The organism is Streptomyces sp. NBC_00258 (assembly GCF_036182465.1).
GTDB lineage: Bacteria > Actinomycetota > Actinomycetes > Streptomycetales > Streptomycetaceae > Streptomyces.
This window is the reverse complement of sequence record NZ_CP108081.1, coordinates 10,510,384-10,526,268: the sequence shown is the minus strand read 5'-3', so window position 1 is coordinate 10,526,268 and position 15,885 is coordinate 10,510,384. Positions and strand designations below refer to the sequence as shown.

Annotated in this window: 14 protein-coding genes; 5 read left to right on the top strand and 9 right to left on the bottom strand. The window is 71.1% G+C overall.

The features are described from left to right. Positions 1–16: 16 nt before the first annotated feature. Positions 17–2,089, top strand: coding sequence for an ATP-binding protein (locus OG718_RS46755; RefSeq protein WP_328847030.1), 2,073 nt, complete (start codon positions 17–19; stop codon positions 2,087–2,089). Between the two features lie 335 nt (positions 2,090–2,424). Then, positions 2,425–3,246, top strand: coding sequence for an alpha/beta fold hydrolase (locus tag OG718_RS46750; protein WP_143633564.1), 822 nt, complete (start codon positions 2,425–2,427; stop codon positions 3,244–3,246). A 51-nt stretch (positions 3,247–3,297) separates the two neighbouring features. On the opposite strand, the gene OG718_RS46745 is transcribed toward OG718_RS46750, so the two are convergent. From OG718_RS46745 to OG718_RS46730, 4 genes are all read right to left on the bottom strand, one after another. Next, positions 3,298–4,380 (bottom strand): magnesium and cobalt transport protein CorA, encoded by a 1,083-nt coding sequence (locus OG718_RS46745; RefSeq protein WP_328847029.1) that lies wholly within the window; start codon positions 4,378–4,380, stop codon positions 3,298–3,300. A 142-nt stretch (positions 4,381–4,522) separates the two neighbouring features. After that, positions 4,523–5,857: a diaminopimelate decarboxylase gene (gene lysA / locus OG718_RS46740; RefSeq protein WP_328847028.1), complete on the bottom strand. Its 1,335-nt coding sequence runs from the start codon at positions 5,855–5,857 to the stop codon at positions 4,523–4,525. Between the two features lie 20 nt (positions 5,858–5,877). Next, a complete protein-coding gene (locus OG718_RS46735; RefSeq protein ID WP_143633558.1) occupies positions 5,878–6,261 on the bottom strand; it encodes an SAV_915 family protein in 384 nt (127 codons plus the stop codon). Between the two features lie 363 nt (positions 6,262–6,624). After that, the gene (locus OG718_RS46730) at positions 6,625–7,038 is read right to left on the bottom strand and encodes a VOC family protein (protein WP_328847027.1); all 414 of its coding nucleotides are present in this window, start codon (positions 7,036–7,038) and stop codon (positions 6,625–6,627) included. 296 nt (positions 7,039–7,334) lie between these two features. On the opposite strand from OG718_RS46730, the gene OG718_RS46725 reads away from it, so the two are divergent. Both OG718_RS46725 and OG718_RS46720 read left to right on the top strand, forming a co-directional pair. Further along, the gene (locus OG718_RS46725; protein WP_328847026.1) at positions 7,335–9,374 is read left to right on the top strand and encodes an amino acid permease; all 2,040 of its coding nucleotides are present in this window, start codon (positions 7,335–7,337) and stop codon (positions 9,372–9,374) included. A 159-nt stretch (positions 9,375–9,533) separates the two neighbouring features. Beyond that, complete coding sequence (locus tag OG718_RS46720; RefSeq protein ID WP_143633554.1) at positions 9,534–10,094, top strand: hypothetical protein; 561 nt, start codon at positions 9,534–9,536, stop codon at positions 10,092–10,094. Between the two features lie 23 nt (positions 10,095–10,117). Here OG718_RS46720 and OG718_RS46715 read toward each other — a convergent pair whose 3' ends face one another. Next, complete coding sequence (locus tag OG718_RS46715) at positions 10,118–10,855, bottom strand: class I SAM-dependent methyltransferase (RefSeq protein WP_328847025.1); 738 nt, start codon at positions 10,853–10,855, stop codon at positions 10,118–10,120. 137 nt (positions 10,856–10,992) lie between these two features. On the opposite strand from OG718_RS46715, the gene OG718_RS46710 reads away from it, so the two are divergent. Beyond that, a complete protein-coding gene (locus OG718_RS46710; RefSeq protein WP_328847024.1) occupies positions 10,993–12,576 on the top strand; it encodes an alpha-amylase family glycosyl hydrolase in 1,584 nt (527 codons plus the stop codon). A 32-nt stretch (positions 12,577–12,608) separates the two neighbouring features. On the opposite strand, the gene OG718_RS46705 is transcribed toward OG718_RS46710, so the two are convergent. The 4 genes from OG718_RS46705 to OG718_RS46690 all read right to left on the bottom strand — a co-directional run bounded on the left by OG718_RS46705 (position 12,609) and on the right by OG718_RS46690 (position 15,824). Further along, positions 12,609–12,797 carry a hypothetical protein gene (locus tag OG718_RS46705; RefSeq protein ID WP_328847023.1) on the bottom strand — a complete coding sequence of 63 codons (189 nt, stop codon included), beginning with the start codon at positions 12,795–12,797 and terminating at the stop codon, positions 12,609–12,611. A 49-nt stretch (positions 12,798–12,846) separates the two neighbouring features. Beyond that, positions 12,847–14,121 carry an RNA polymerase sigma factor gene (locus OG718_RS46700; protein ID WP_328847022.1) on the bottom strand — a complete coding sequence of 425 codons (1,275 nt, stop codon included), beginning with the start codon at positions 14,119–14,121 and terminating at the stop codon, positions 12,847–12,849. Further along, positions 14,118–14,459 carry a YciI family protein gene (locus tag OG718_RS46695; protein WP_055616712.1) on the bottom strand — a complete coding sequence of 114 codons (342 nt, stop codon included), beginning with the start codon at positions 14,457–14,459 and terminating at the stop codon, positions 14,118–14,120. Before OG718_RS46695 ends, OG718_RS46700 begins: the two co-directional genes overlap by 4 nt. A gap of 114 nt (positions 14,460–14,573) precedes the next feature. After that, on the bottom strand, positions 14,574–15,824 hold the full coding sequence (locus OG718_RS46690; protein ID WP_328847021.1) for a cytochrome P450 family protein: 1,251 nt from the start codon (positions 15,822–15,824) through the stop codon (positions 14,574–14,576). Positions 15,825–15,885: the final 61 nt, after the last annotated feature.

Here is a 15,885-nt window from a genome sequence, read left to right as displayed (position 1 = left end):
CGGGTGAGGGGGAGCGATGGTGGCCTCGGTGCGCAACGGCAGGACCGGCAATCTCCCCGCCGAGTCCAACGCCTTCATCGGCCGCAGATCCGAACTGGCCGAAATCTCCGCCCTGTTGGGGACCGCGCGGCTCGTCAGCCTCACCGGCCCCGGCGGGGTCGGCAAGTCACGGCTGGCGCTGCGGGCCGCACATACCGCGAGGGCCGCCTTCCCCGGCGGGGTGTGGCTGGTGGAACTGTCCGACCTCAAGAACCCCGCCCTCCTCACGAACGCCGTGGCCGAGGCGACCCGGTTGACCGAGCAGACTCTGCGCCCGCTCCTCGAGGCTGTCTACGAGCATCTCGACGACAGGCCACTGCTGCTCGTCCTGGACACCTGCGATCACGTACTGGACGAGTGCGCGCGTGTCGTCCAGGAACTCCTCGCGCATGTACCGGAGTTACGGGTTCTGGCCACCAGCCGGCAGCCACTGGGGGTGCCCGGCGAGCATCTGCTGTCCGTGACGCCGCTGCCGCTCGGCGAGCGCGACGACGCGGTGGCGCTGTTCGCGGCCCGCGCCGCGGCCGCCGTGCCGTCGTTCGCGCTGACCGACGCCAACCGGGCGAACGTGGCGGCGGTCTGTGCCCGCCTCGACGGGATCCCGCTGGCCCTGGAACTGGCCGCGGTGCGACTGCGCGGCTTCGCCCTCGACCGGCTCCTGGCGGGCCTCGACTCCCGGTTCGACCTGCTCGTCTCCCCCGCCCGGCCGCGGCTCGCCCGGCACCAGACGCTGCGTACGGCGATCGGCTGGAGCCACGAGCTGTGCACTCCGCTGGAGCGGCTGCTGTGGGCCCGCCTCTCCGTGTTCGCGGGCGGCTGGGACGTGGAGGCGGCCGAATTCGTCTGCCACGGCGGCCCGTTGGACGCCGAGGAGATCCTGGCGCTGCTCGCGTCGCTCACCGAGAAGTCGATCGTGACGCGCGAGGGCGACGGTGTGGCCGGTCGCTACCGCATGCTCGACACGGTCCGCACCTTCGGCGCCGAGTGGCTCGAAGGCCTCGGCGAGCAGAACACCGTACGCGGCCGTCACCGCGACTACTTCCGCTGGATCGCGCGCCAGGGCCAGGCCGAGTGGCTCGGCCCGGGCCAGCGGATGTGGGCCGAGCGGCTGAGTGTGGAGCACGCCAACCTGCGGGTCGCGCTGGAGGAGTGCCTGACGGCGCCGGAGCCCGAGACGGCACTCGAACTCGCGGGCACACTCTGGTACTTCTGGTTCGCCTGCGGCTTCGCCGAGGAGGGACGCGGCCATCTGGAGCGCGCGCTGCGCCGGGCGCACGACGGCGGCCCCGAGCACACCCTGGCGACCTGGGCACACCGCCTGGTCACCGTGGTGCCGGACGACCTGGACGCCGCCGAGTCGGTGAGCGCGGCGTACGTGTGGCTCGCCGAAGAGCGTCAACTGCCCGTTCCCGCACTGCCGTTGACCGGGGCGAGTCTCGCGGTGCGCGGCGAGTCGGCACGGTCCGCGCTGCTGTACGGCAGCAGCACCCAGGGGCCTGGCGTCGGCGGCGGAGCGGAGTTCTTCCAGCTCCTCACGCTGGCGCTGCAGGCGTATCTCCTGGCAGGCCAGGGCGCGTTCGAGCGCTGCGCGGCAGTGGCCGAACGGCTGCGCGCCGACTGCGCGAAGCGCGGTGAACTGTGGATGCGGGCCTGGGGCGACTTCTTCGTCGCCCTCGCCGGGATCGGGCTCGGACGGCCGGACGACGCGCTGATCTCCGCCCGCGAGGCCCTGGCCGCCAAGTGGCGCGTCCACGACCGGCTCGGCGCCGCGGCCGTGGCCGACCTCCTGGTCGCCGCGGAGGCCTCCCGCGGCGAGCCCGAACGCGCCGCCCGCCTCCTGGGCGTGGGCACGCGCCTCTGGCACGCGGCCGGACTCCCCCAGCTCGGCGACGCCGGAACGACCGTCTTCCGCCGGGAGTACGCACGCCACCTCCGCAAGGCCCTCGGCGACAGCGCCTTCGCCGAAGCGGTGCGCGAGGGACGGGAGTTGAGCCCGGAGGCCGCGATCCGGCTCGCACTGGACGGCGTACTCGACGAACCGGACCTCTGAACGACAACGGACCTCTGAACGACAACGGTCCGCGAACGCAGTCACGCGACAGATGGCAGGCATGCCGTGCGGGCCCAACGTCGACGTCGCCCCGTGGACCGAGGTGAAGGTCGCCTCCGAGAGCGCGGACCGCAACTGATCGTCTCGGGCTAGAGGGACCACACCGTGCCCTGAGCGATCGCCCACGCCTCATGCAAGAAGCAGCGGAATCCGGGCATCTCGGAGATTATCGAGATGCCGACACGGCACTCGCGTTCGTGCGGCGATTCGTCCGACCGCCCGGCGTACGGACCACCTGAAGAGATCCAGGAAGTTCGAAGAGAAAGGCACTCCCCGTGGGAACCTTCACCACCAGCGACGGCACCGAGATCTTCTACAAGGACTGGGGCACCGGACAGCCGGTCGTCTTCAGTCACGGCTGGCCCCTCAACGCGGACGCCTGGGACGGACAGGCCCGGCTGGTCGCCGACAACGGCTTCCGTGCCGTCGCCCACGACCGTCGCGGCCACGGCCGCTCCGGGCAGCCGTGGCAGGGCAACCACATGGACCAGTACGCGGACGACCTGGCCGAGCTCCTCGACGGACTCGAACTCACCGACGTGGTCCTGGTCGGCCACTCGACCGGCGGTGGCGAGGTGACCCGCTACATCGGGCGCCACGGCACCGCGCGGGTCGCCAAGGTCGTACTGCTGGGAGCGGTCCCACCACTGATGCTCAAGACGGACGCCAACCCCGAGGGCACCCCGCGGGAGGCCTTCGACGGCATCCGGGCCGGTGTCGAGGCCGACCGCTCGCAGTTCTACTGGGATCTCAGCGAGGCGTTCTTCGGCTTCAACCGGCCCGGTGCCACGGTCTCGGAAGGACTGCGCCGCTCGTTCTGGCTGTGGAGCATGCAGGTCGGGCTGAAGGCCGCGTACGACTGCGTCGAGCAGTTCTCCGAACAGGACTTCACCGAGGACCTGGGGCGCATCGACGTGCCCACGCTGATCGCACACGGCGACGACGACCAGATCGTGCCCATCGCGGCGGCCGCCCACAAGTCGGCGCAGCTCGTCAAGGACGCCACGCTCAAGGTGTACCCGGGCGCTCCGCACGGCCTGGTCGGTGAGTTCGAGAAGGCCTTCAACGCGGACCTGGTCGACTTCATCAGGAGCTGAGGCAGGTTCTTCGGGAGCCGGGGCCCGCCGTGACCGCTCAGCGGGCCCGGTTCAGAGCCAGCCGTTGCGCCTGAAGCCCCGGTGGATGACGAAGCAGAGGGTGGCGATGACGCCGAGGACCAGGGGGTAGCCGTACGTCCAGTGCAGTTCGGGCATGTGGTCGAAGTTCATGCCGTAGAGGCCGCAGATCATGGTGGGGACGGCGACGGTGGCGGCCCAGGCCGTGATTTTTCGCATGTCCTCGTTCTGGGCGACGGTGACCTGCGCGAGGTGGGCCTGGAGGATCGAGTCGAGCAGCCCGTCGAAGGCGTTGATCTGCTCGGTGGCGCGGGCGAGATGGTCGGCGACGTCGCGGAAGTACGGCTGGATGTCCGGGGAGAGGGCCGCCGGCGGCTCGTGGGCGAGGATCTGCAGGGGGCGGGCCAGCGGGACCACGGCCCGTTTGAGCTCCAGGAGTTCCCGCTTGAGCTGGTAGATCTGGCCGGCGTCGCCACGCGCGGTGTGCTCGGCGAAGACGGCGGTCTCGACTGCCTCTATGTCGTGCTGTACGGCGTCCGTGACCTCAAGATAGTCGTCGACCACATGGTCCGCGATGGCGTGCAGCACGGCGGAGGGCCCTTTCGCGAGCTGGTCCGGCAGGCTCTCCAGGGCTTCGCGGAGTGGGCCCAGGGAGCCGTGGTTGCCGTGCCGGATGGTGATCACGAAGTCGCGGCCGATGAAGACCATCAACTCGCCGGTGTCCACCACCTCACTGGTCGCGGTGAGCTGCTCGTGCTCGACGTAGCGCACGGTCTTGAAGACGGCGAACAGCGTGTCGTCGTACCGCTCCACCTTCGGCCGCTGATGGGCGTGCACGGCGTCCTCGACGGCCAGCGGGTGGAGACCGAAGAGCTTGGCGAGGCCCGCGAACTCCTCGTTCGTCGGTTCGTGCAGTCCGATCCAGACGAAGCCGCCCCTGCCCTTGCGGGCCCGTCGGATCGCCTCGTCCGGTTCCCAGTCGCCGGGCTGCCGTCCGCCCTCGCGGTAGACCACGCAGTTCACCACCGCGCTGCCGAGCGGGGAACGGGCGGGATGGCTGAGATCCACGGTGCGGCGGTAGGCGCGGCGCACCGCTCTGCTCAGGTTGCTGATCATGGGCACGGGTCGGGCTCCTTCGGTGACCGGGTCAGTGTGCCACCGAATTCCGTTCGCTCCGCGTATGGGCCCCCGGGCCGCTGACCGGGGCCGACACCTCCGGGCGGGGACGGGCCGTCACTCGCCCGAAGGTGGGTCCCGCCTACAGGCCGACGTCCCGGCTGCGGATGTCCTCCAGCGACTCCCGGCGGACGAGGAGCCGGGCGTGGCCGCGGTCGACGGCCACCACGGGCGGGCGTCCGACCAGGTTGTAGCCCGAGGCCATGGAGAGGTGGTACGCACCGGCCACCGGCACGGCCAGCAGGTCGCCCGGGTGCACGTCGCCGGGCAGTCGGACGTCCGAGGCGAGGATGTCGCCCGCCTCGCAGTGCCGGCCGACCACGGTCACCGGGGCCGGCTCCGCGGTGGAGCGGCGTGCGATCAGCCGGGGCGAGTACCGCACTCCGTACAGCGCGGGGCGCGGGTTGTCGCTCATCCCGCCGTCCACGGCCACGAAGGTGTGTTCGGCGGTCCGCTTCACCGCGAGCACGTGATAGAGCGCGAGACCGGCCGGTCCGGCGATGGCGCGCCCGGGCTCGATCAGCAGCCGCGGGACCGGCAGCCCTGCGGCGGCGCAGCTCTCGACGAGTTCGGCGCGCACCTTGCGGGCCAGTGTCGTGAGGTCGAGTGCCTCCTCCCCCGGCCGGTAGGCGATGCCGTGACCGCCGCCCAGGTCCAGCTCGGGCAGTACGACACCGTGGGCGTCGCGCAGGCGTGCCATCAGCCCCACCATGCGTCGTACGGCCGCGAGATACGGCTTGACGCTGGTGATCTGCGAGCCCAAGTGGCAGTGCAGGCCGGTGAGTTCCAGTTGGGGCTGGTCGAGGATGCGGGCGATGGTGTGCTGGGCGTGGCCGTCAGTGAGGGTCAGGCCGAACTTCTGGTCGTCCGTGCCCGTTCGGATCTTCTCGTGGCCGCCGGCGCTGATGCCGGGGACGACCCGCACCATCACCTTCTGGTGTCCGCCGGGGCCGACCGCCGCCGCGAGCCGCGCGATCTCCGACGGGCTGTCGATCACGATGCGTCCGATGCCCAGGCGCAGCGCGGTCTCCAGGTCGTGCGGCGACTTGGCGTTGCCGTGCAGCACGATCCGCTGGGGCGGGAAGCCGGTGGTGACGGCGAGTTCCAGCTCACCGGCGGAGCACACGTCCAGACCGAGGCCCTCCTCCTCGACCCAGTGGGCCATGGCACGGCACAGGAACGCCTTGGCCGCGTAGAGGACTTCGGCCTCGGGGAAGGCGTCCCGGTAGGTGCGGCAGCGTGCACGGACCTCGCCCTCGTCGAGTATGTAGACGGGAGTGCCGAAGCGGTCGGCGATCTCGGCGAGGGAAACGCCGCCGACGGCGAGGTCTCCCCGGTCGTGCCGGGCGGTGGAGGCGGGCCACACCGACAGGTCGTCGGCGCCGGAGGTGACGGCGGGCTCGTGCAGAGTGGTCATCGCGGATTCCCTTTCCGTCCTCAGACGGCCCGTACGGCCCGTACGGCGCGGGCGGTCGCCCCGCTCGCGCGCGGCACCTCGGCGACCCGCGGATCCCATGCGCGGGGCGCTGGTCCGGCCAGGGGTGCGGAGAGCTGGGGGTCCACGGTGACCGTGGTGACGCCTAGCGGTTCGGTGAGGGCGCGGAGCACGGGCTCGGCGAGCCGGATCCAGGCCTGTCCGTCGCCGAGGGTGGCGGTCAGCCGGTCACGGCTGGTGAAGCCGACGGCGGTCCGGACCCCGAGGGGTGTGCGGAACAGCCGGGTCGAGCATCCTGCTGGTCCCGGCCGGACGGGTACGTACAGGGGTCCGGCCGGGAACCGTTCTGAGGGCTCCGGGTCTTCGGCGCACGCGAGGTCTGTCATGGGATGCCTCCTGGAGGATCCGGGTGGTGGGGCGTGATGGTGCCCCGGCGCGGGGAGGCGAACCCGGGGCGTGCCATGAAGGTATGCCCTCTCCCCCCGGCTCCCTCGGCCGCTGACGCGCTTCATGACGGGATGCTGACGGAGAACCGCCGTCGGCTGACGGGACACTGACGCGAGGGGACACCGAGAGGGTGGGAAGACTCCGCGAGGGGATTCTGGTGGGTGAGAAGCCCTCATCCCTGCTCCACGAGCCGCCCGGCTCCGGTCACGGCCACGACGGCGGACACCGCGAGGTCCCGCCGACCGTCGGGTCGGCGGGACCTGGGATGGGCGTCAGGGCCCGTTTTCCTGCGGGTGGCCGGCTCAGCCCTGTGCCTCGCTGATGTTGACCATCCAGGGGATGCCGAACCGGTCCGTACACATGCCGAACACGTCGCCCCACATCTGCTTCTCGAGCGGGACGGCCACCGTGCCGCCGGCGGACAGCTTCTCCCAGTAGCCGCGCAGTTCGGCTTCGTCGTCGCCGCTGAGGCTCACCGAGAAGTTGCCGCCCGCGGTGTACCCCATGCCCGGCGGGGTGTCGGCTCCCATCAGCGTGAAACCGCTCGGCGTCTCCAGCATGCCGTGCATGATCTTGTCCGCTTCGGGGCTGTCCGTCATACCGGACTCCCCGAAGGTGTTCAGCGCCAAGGTGCCGCCGAGGACCTCCTTGTAGAACTCCAACGCCTGCCGGGCGTCACCGTCGAAGCTGATGTACGGATTGAGGCGCGAGGCCATGAAAACCTCCCAGATCGGGCCAAACAATCAGATCTGCGCAGACTAGCGCGGGCCACTGACAACGGCCCGTCGTGGCTGATGGGGAGCGTACGAAGGACAGGTGAACCGTGAGGGGGCTCGCAGCGCAGGGCACTTTCGGCCAGGAGGCCGCCGGGGCGATCAACAGAGACGGTCCGGCGGTCCCGGCCCTGCCTCTTACGCCATCCGTACGGATCTGGCCGAACCTGACGCCGTCCTGACGCCCTCCCGGGCAGGGCTCCCCGGATTCGGGCCGCTCCCGCGCTTACGCTCGCGCCGTGTTCAACGTGACCGGTCTGCTGAAACGCCTGGTGATCGGCCGGGCCAGGCGCAGCGAAGAGCTCCAGGGGACGCTGCTGCCCAAACGGCTCGCCCTGCCGATCTTCGCCTCCGACCCGCTGTCGTCGGTGGCGTACGCGACGCAGGAGATCCTGCTCGTGCTCACCCTCGGCGGGCTGGCGTATCTGCACTTCACGCCGTGGATCGCGGTGGCGGTCGTGTCGCTGATGACGGTGGTGGTGCTCTCGTACCGCCAGGTGGTGTACGCCTACCCGAGCGGCGGCGGCTCGTACGAGGTGGTCTCCACGAATCTCGGCCCGTCGGCCGGTCTGGTGGTGGCCGCCTCGCTGCTCGTCGACTACGTGATGACGGTGGCCGTCTCCGTCGCCTCGGGGGTCGACAACATCATCTCGGCGATCCCCCAACTGGCCGAGTACCGCGTCCCGTTGGCGCTGGGCTTCGTCGCGGTCCTGACCGCCATGAACCTGCGCGGCACCCGCGAGTCCGGGAACGCCTTCGCGGCGCCGACGTATCTGTTCATCGGCGGCGTACTGATCATGGTCGCGACCGGTCTGGTCCGCTATCTGCTCGGTGACGCGCCGGTCGCCGAGAGCGCGAAGTACGGCGTGACACCAGAACCCGGGGACGCGGATCTCGCCGGGCTGGCACTGCTGATGCTGGTGCTGCGGGCCTTCTCGTCCGGCTGTACGGCACTGACGGGTGTGGAGGCGATCTCCAACGGCGTACCGGCGTTCCGCAGACCCAAGTCGCAGAACGCGGCGGCCACGATGGTGGCGATGGGGGCCATCGCGATCGTCATGTTCGTCGGTGTCACGACGCTCGCGATCGTGTCCAAGGTACGCATCACCGATGACGCGTGCCGCCTCACCGGCCTGGACGGCAGCTGCGAGAGCCATACGCAGCGCACGGTCATCGCGCAGATCGCGGCGGCCGTGTTCGGCGGTGAGAACAGTGTCGGTTTCTACTTCATCCAGGCGGCCACCGCGCTGGTGCTGGTCCTCGCCGCGAACACCGCGTTCAACGGCTTCCCGCTGCTCTCCTCGATCCTCGCCCAGCATCGCTATCTGCCGCGTCAGCTGCACAACCGCGGCGACCGGCTCGCCTTCTCCAACGGCATCGTGGCCCTCGCGCTCGTCGCCGGTCTGCTGCTGTGGGGCTTCCGGGCGAACGTCACGAACCTCATCCACCTCTACATCCTGGGCGTGTTCACCTCGTTCACGCTGTCGCAGACGGGCATGGTCCGGCACTGGAACCGTGAGCTGCGCACCACGACCGACCCCGCGCTGCGGCGGCGCCGCCACTCGGCGCGCCTGATCAACGCGCTGGGCGCGGTGGTCACCGGCCTCGTCCTGGTGATCGTGCTCGCCACGAAGTTCCTCCAGGGCGCATGGCTGGCGGTGCTCGCCGCGATCGTGCTGTGGGTGATGATGCGGGGCATCCGCCGGCACTACGACGCCACCTCCGCGGAACTCGCCGTGACGGACCCCCGTGAGGAACTCGTCCCGCCCTCAAGAGTGTTGGGCATCGTGCTGGTCTCAACTCTGCACAAGCCGACCCTGCGGACACTGTCGTACGCGCGTGCCTTGCGGCCCGACCGGCTGGAGGCGCTGACGGTGTCGGTGGACCGCGACGAGGCCCTCGCGCTGCGGGAGCGCTGGGAGGAGTACGGCATCGACGTGCCCCTCAAGGTCATCGACTCGCCCTATCGCGAGGTGACCCGGCCGGTGGTCGAGTATGTGCGCTCACTGCGGAGAGAGAGCCCGCGGGACGTCGTGGCGGTGTTCATCCCCGAGTACGTCGTCGGCCACTGGTGGGAGAACCTGCTGCACAACCAGTCCGCCCTCTGGCTGAAGAGCCGTCTGCTGTTCACGCCCGGCGTGATGGTCACCAGCGTTCCCTGGCAGCTGAGCTCCTCGGCACACGCCGACCGCCCCACCGCCCGGGCACCGGGCTCGGTCCGCCGCGGCGAGCCGGCCGGCACGAGGACGCGGGAGGACAGCGACCTGAACCGGCGCTGACCGGCGTCCCCTGCGCCGGCGAATGGAGAACCACCAGCGGTGACGGGTGGTTGCATTCCGGACGGCGGCCGTACGACACGCGTCAATTTCGTCGGCCGGAAAGTCAGCGATGCATCAAGTCGCCCCCACCGCGTGACGCGCGTGCCTACCGTCGCCGCCATGTCTCGACGTATCGAGGGGCCCGCGTCCGGTCGATTCCCCGATGTGCCGTACGACGACGGCACGTGGGTGCACGACCGCGCGTGGGCGGGTGAGGCGCGCTCGGCCGTGGGCTGTGCCGTGCTGATGCTGGGGCTGTTGCTGGTGTTCGACGCGGGTTCGGGGCGCCTCACGCCTTTGCGGTTCCTGCTGTGGGCGGCGCTGGCCTTCGTCCTGTTCGCCGTGCTGCTGCCCGCTCGCGTGTCCGCGTGTGAGGGCGAGCTCGTGTGCCAGGGCCTGTTCGGGCACCGGTCCGTGTGCACGGACCGGCTCGTGGCGGTGTGCCGCTCGGACGGAGTGGCCCAACGCCTCGTCCTGCGCGACGAGTTCGGTGGCCGCGTCGAGTTCGATCCCCGGGTCCTGGCCGCCAACCCCGCGCTGTGGCGGCTCCTGGACGAGGGCGCGCGGGCCTCGGCGGCGGGCGGCTCGCTCGTCTGCGGTACGAGGGAGCTACGGCGACTGTCGGAACGGCTCGACCGGGAGACGGCACGGACGGTGTTCCGGGTTTCCGGGCTCGAATAGCCACTCCGGGTGCCCGGCCGTGGCTACTCCTCGCTCCCGCGCTTGGTCGCCACCACCATCCGGCAGCGGGGGCTGCCGTCACTCCTGCGCCCGAACTCGGGGAGGGCGTACAGCTCCACCGAGAAACCGGCGCGGGCGAGTTCCCGTCGTACGTCGTCGAGGCGGAACTCCCGGTAGTACATGACGAACGGGGGCCGCCACACGGCGTTCCGTACGCGCATCGCCGCGTCGAAGCCGAGCAGGGCCCAGTAGCCGCGCGAGCCGGGGCGGGCGGGGGCACCGATCGGGAAGGCGAATCGACCGCCGGGCCTGAGCACCGAGTGGACCTGCGCGAACAGCCCCGGCAGCTCCCTGGGCAGGAAGTGCCCGAACGCCCCGAAGCTCACCACCAGATCGAAGGCCGGCCCGAACGGCAGGGCCCGGGCGTCACCGCGTACCCAGACGGTCGGCGGCCCGCCGGGACGCGCCGCCCGCTCCCGGGCCACGGCGAGCATGCCGGTGCTGATGTCGACGCCGGTGACCTGCTCCCGGCACACCGTCCGCAACACGTCCATGCCCGCGCCGGTGCCGCAGCACAGGTCGAGTCCGCTCTCGAACGGACCGATCCTCCTGAGCGCCCGTGCGACGGACCGCAGTACCGATTCCGGCGTACGGAAGGGGGTGTGGTCGAACTTCGGTGCGAGCAGGTCGTAGCCGTGCTCGACGGACGACAGTGCCTGTACGGCGAGTTCGCGGAACGTGGGACCTTGCGGGGTGAACATGGCTGCTCAGCGTAGGCGTTCCACTGGGGTGCGGTTGGTCGTCTGCGGGTTCGTTGTGGCTTGTCGCGCAGTTCCCCGCGCCCCTTCGGGGCGCTGCCCACTTTCCCGTGCATCGGTCGCGCTGCCACCCTCCACCTATGAACTCCTTCCGTCCCGCACCCGCCTGGCTGGCCGACGCCGTGTTCTACCAGATCTATCCGCAGTCGTTCGCGGACTCGAACGGCGACGGGATCGGTGACTTCGACGGCATCGCCGAGCGTCTCGACCATCTGGCGTGGCTGGGGGTGAACACGGTCTGGCTGAACCCGTGCTTCGTCTCGCCGTTCGGGGACGCCGGGTACGACGTCGCCGACTATCTGAACGTGGCTCCGCGCTATGGGTCCAACGACGACCTGGCGAAGCTCGTCGACCGGGCGCGCCGCCGCGGCATCCGCGTGCTCCTCGACCTGGTCGCCGGGCACACCTCCGCCGAGCATCCGTGGTTCAGGGCCTCGGCGGACGATCCGGACGACCACCGCTACATCTGGGCTCCGGAGGGGCGGCCGGACGGCTTCGTGGCCTCGCCGGGCAGCCGGCCCGGCGCGTATCTGCCGAACTTCTTCGACTTCCAACCCGCTCTCAACTTCGGTTACGTGCGCGAGAGTTCGGCCGAGCCGTGGCGGCAGCCGGTGGACGCGGAGGGTCCGCGCGCCAACCGTGAGGCCCTGCGTACGGTCATGGACCACTGGCTGAGCCTCGGCCTCTCGGGCTTCCGCGTCGACATGGCCGCCTCGCTCGTCAAGGACGACCCGGACAAGGCCGGGACGAGCAGGATCTGGACGGAGTTGCGCCACTGGCTGGACCGTACACACCCGGACGCGGTACTGCTCTCGGAGTGGGGCGAGCCCGAGGTGTCGGTCCCGGCGGGGTTCCACACGGACTTCTTCCTCCACTTCGGCGGCCCCACCGACGGCCTGGCCCTGCGCTCGCTGTGGAGCAACGGCACCGGCACCGTCAATGACACCTGGGACCCGCTCGACTGCTTCTTCGACCCGAGTGGCAAGGGCACCCCCCGTCCCTTCGTCGAGGCCTGGCAGCGGGCTTCGTCCGCCCTGGGCGACAGCGGGTTCATCTCCCTGCCCACCGCCAACCACGACTTCTCCCGCCTCAACTGCGGCCCCCGCACAGCCGAACAGCTGCCCGCCGCCTTCGCCTTCCAGCTCACCTGGCCCACGCTCCCCGCCATCTACTACGGCGACGAGATCGGTATGCGCTACATCCCGGACCTCCCCGACACCGAGGGCAGCGTGCTCGGCCCGCGCTACAACCGGGCGGGTTCCCGCACCCCCATGCAGTGGGACGACGGACCCAACGCGGGCTTCTCGACGTCCGGCCACCCCTACCTCCCGGTCGACCCCGCCCCCGACCGCCCCACCGTCGCCGCCCAGCGCGCCGACGACACGTCCCTCCTCCATCTCGTACGCCGTCTCATCACCCTCCGCACGACAACCCCGGAACTCGGGGCGGGCGGCTCGGTGGAGATCCTTCACGCCGGATACCCGTTCGTGTACGTCCGCGGCGGACGGTATCTCGTGGTCGTCAACCCCCAGCAGGGGCAGGCGAGTTACCGCCTCGACGGCATCCGGCCCGGCCGAGCCCTGGAGGCATCCGGTGTCGCGACCGACGGTGACACCGTCACGGCTCGGGGCTTCGGGTTCGGGATCTTCGACGTGAGCGGGTAGTCCGGCCGTCAGAGCAAGGCGGCGGCCATGGCTCAGCTCCCGAGCCGGAGGCCCGCGAGCCAGACGGCCGGGCCGATGTCAGGGCCCTCGCCCGGGCCGCGATCGGCCGAGGGTTTCGCCGCGTGGGACATGGGCTGCCGACGGCGCGGCGACAGCAGGGCAAGGAGCTTGTCGGCGCGCCGGATGGGGGCGGCTGGGCCGGTGGGGACGGTGGCGGTCATCGGAGCCTCCGGTGTCGTCGGGTGCTTTCGCCCCACCGACGAACCGTTCCTACGCCGATCGACACTCCGCGAGCCGCTTCTCCAGAAACCGTCGCTCGGCGTCGTTCTCCACCAGCTCCAGTGCCTTCTCGTACGCCTCGGCCGCTTCCGCCATGCGTCCCGTGCGCCGCAGCAGGTCCGCTCGGGTGGCGGGCAGCAGGTGGTACCCCGCCAGATCGCCCGCCTCCTCCAGCTCCGCCACCAGGGCCAGACCGGCCTCGGGGCTCTCGGACATGCCGACGGCCACCGCGCGGTTCAGCAGGACGACGGCGGACGGCACGTGGCGCGCCAACTCCCCGTACAGCGCGGCGATGTCGGCCCAGTCCGTGTCCTCGGCGGTGGCGGCGGTGACATGGCAGGCCGCGATGGCGGCCTGGATCTGGTACGGCCCCGGCCGCCCGCGGCGCAGCGCCGTCTCCAGCAGGGCGGCGCCCTCCTCGGCCTCCGCCCGGTCCCAGGCCGTACGGTCCTGGTCGTCCAGGGTGACCAGGTCACCTGCCGCGTCCACGCGCGTGTTCCGCCGGGCGTCGTGCAGCAGGAGGAGCGCGAGCAGGCCGAGGACCTCGGGCTCGTCGGGCATGAGCCGGGCCAGCACCCTGGCGAGCCGGACGGCCTCCGCGCAGAGGTTCGTCCGCAGGAGATCGGCGCCGGACGTGGCCGCGTACCCCTCGTTGAACAGCAGGTACACCACGCCCAGCACTCCTGTCGTCCGCTCGGGCAGCAGATGCGCGGGCGGTACGCGGTACGGGATCCCGGCGTTGCGGATCTTCCGTTTGGCGCGCACGAGGCGTTGCGCCATCGTCGCCTCGGGGACGAGGAAGGCGCGGGCGATCTCGGGCGTGGTGAGCCCCGCGAGGGTGCGCAGGGTCAGGGCGACCCGGGCCTCGATGGGCAGCGCGGGATGGCAGCAGGTGAAAAGCAGCCGCAGCCGGTCGTCCGTCACCCCGCTGTCGTTGTCGAAGTCCGGGTCGTGCGGGTCGAACGCTTCCCCGTCCCGCGCCAGCACCGCCACCTCCCGCAGTTTCGCCGCACCCACCGCCTCGCGGCGCAGCACGTCCATGGCACGGTTGCGCGCGGTCGTGGTCAGCCAGGCGCCGGGGCGGCGCGGTACTCCGTCGCGCCGCCACCGGTCGAGGGCCTGGGCGAAGGCGTCCTGCGCGCACTCCTCGGCGAGGTCCCAGTCGCCGGTCACCCTGATCAGGGTGGCGACGACCTGGCCCCATTCCTCCCGGAAGGCGGCGGCGACGGCCTCCTCGACGCCGTCCGCCCGCTCGTTCCCGTTCACTCCCAGACCGGCCGCACCTCCACCGAACCGCCGCCGAGCGCGGCGGGATGCCTGGACGCCAGCGCGATGGCCTCGTCGAGGTCGGCGACCTCGATGATGTCGAAGCCGGCAACATACTCCTTGGACTCCACGAACGGCCCGTCGCTGAGCAGGACTTCGTCGCCCTGGACGCGCACGGTGGTGGCGTCGGTGGCCGGCCGCAGCCGCGCGCCGCCCTTCACCACGCCGCTGGTGCGCACCTCGTCGATGTACGAGGTGAAACGGGGGTCGTCGGCGATCTCCTCGGGGCTGAGCTCCTCGCCGCCGACGGGGGTGCAGATGAACATCACGTACTTCATGTCCGGTCCTCCTGAATTCCCGCAGTTCGTGCGATTTCGGTGTCCCTGCACCACACCGACGAACGGACCGGCGCCGGATCGACACATCCCCATGATTATTCGGGCGAGCGGACTTCACACCCTCGGTGACACCCGTACGGGAAGCGCCCGGACGCTGTTGCCCACGAAGCTGGAGTGGCGGGCGAGGTCCGCCTCGGGCAGGGCCAGGTCGAGGCCGGGGAAGCGCGCGAACAGCCGATCCAGGGCGATGGTGGACTCCAGACGGGCCAGCGGGGCGCCGAGGCAGTAGTGGGCACCGTGGCCGAGGGACAGATGCCGGGTGGTGCCGGGCCTGGCGGGCCTGGTGACGTCGAAGCGGTCGGCGTCGGGCCCGTGCGCGGCCCGGTCGCGCCCCGCCGCCGAGTAGCCGGAGAGGACGGGCGTGCCCTGCGGAATCACGGTTCCGTCGACCGTCAGGTCCCGCACGGGATAGCGGAAGGGGAAGTAGCTGACGGGCGCGTCCCAGCGCAGGGTCTCCTCGACCACGTCCGGCCAGCTCGCCTCACCCTTCGTGACCCGCTCCAGCTGGTCACGGTGGCCGCACAGGGCGCGTACGGCGTTGGTGATGAGGTTCAGCGTGGTCTCGTGCCCGGCGATGATCATCAGGACCAGGGTGCCGATGAGTTCCTCGTGGGTGAGCCGGTCGCCGCCCTCGTCACGGGCGGTGATCAGCGCGCTGGTGAGGTCGTCGCCGGGCCGCTCGGTACGGTCCGCGACCACCGCGCCCAGGACGGCAACCAGCTCCTTGTTCGCCGCGAGGGCCTTCTCGGGCCGGATGTCGGTGGCGACGACCTGGTTGGAGAGGTGGTGCAGCCGGTCGCGGTACTCGGCGTCGACCCCGAGCAGTTCCCCGATGACACCCATCGGCAGCGGCAGCGCGAAGTGCTCGCGCAGGTCGGCCACTCCCCCGCCCTGTTCAGCCGCACGGTGCAGGTCGTCGAGCAGTCCGTCCGTCAACTCCTCGATGCGGGGCCGCAGTTGTTCGACCCGCCGGGCGGTGAACGCCTTGCTCACCAACGAGCGCAGCCGCCGGTGGTCGTCGCCGTCCGCGGTCGTCATCCCTCGCACGGTCGCGAAGGTCGTCAAGGGCCATCCCTTGGCTATCCGTCCCTCCCGCAGCGCGGTGAAGTGGCCTGCGTCCTTGGCGACTTCGGGGTGGGCGAGGAACTCCTTGAGCGCCTCGTGCCCGAGAACCGCCATGCCCTCCACACCGCCGGGCAGGACGACCGACGCGACGGCGCCGTGTGCGAGGAGGCGCGCGTTGTCGGCGTGCGGGCAGCCGCCTGCGGGGTCCATCCGGTGCGGTGGCGTGACGGGGGTGCTCATGGCAGGGGTGCTGTCCAACCGAATCTCCCGATCGTCGTCGCTGCCGTCGCCCTCGCCGCCG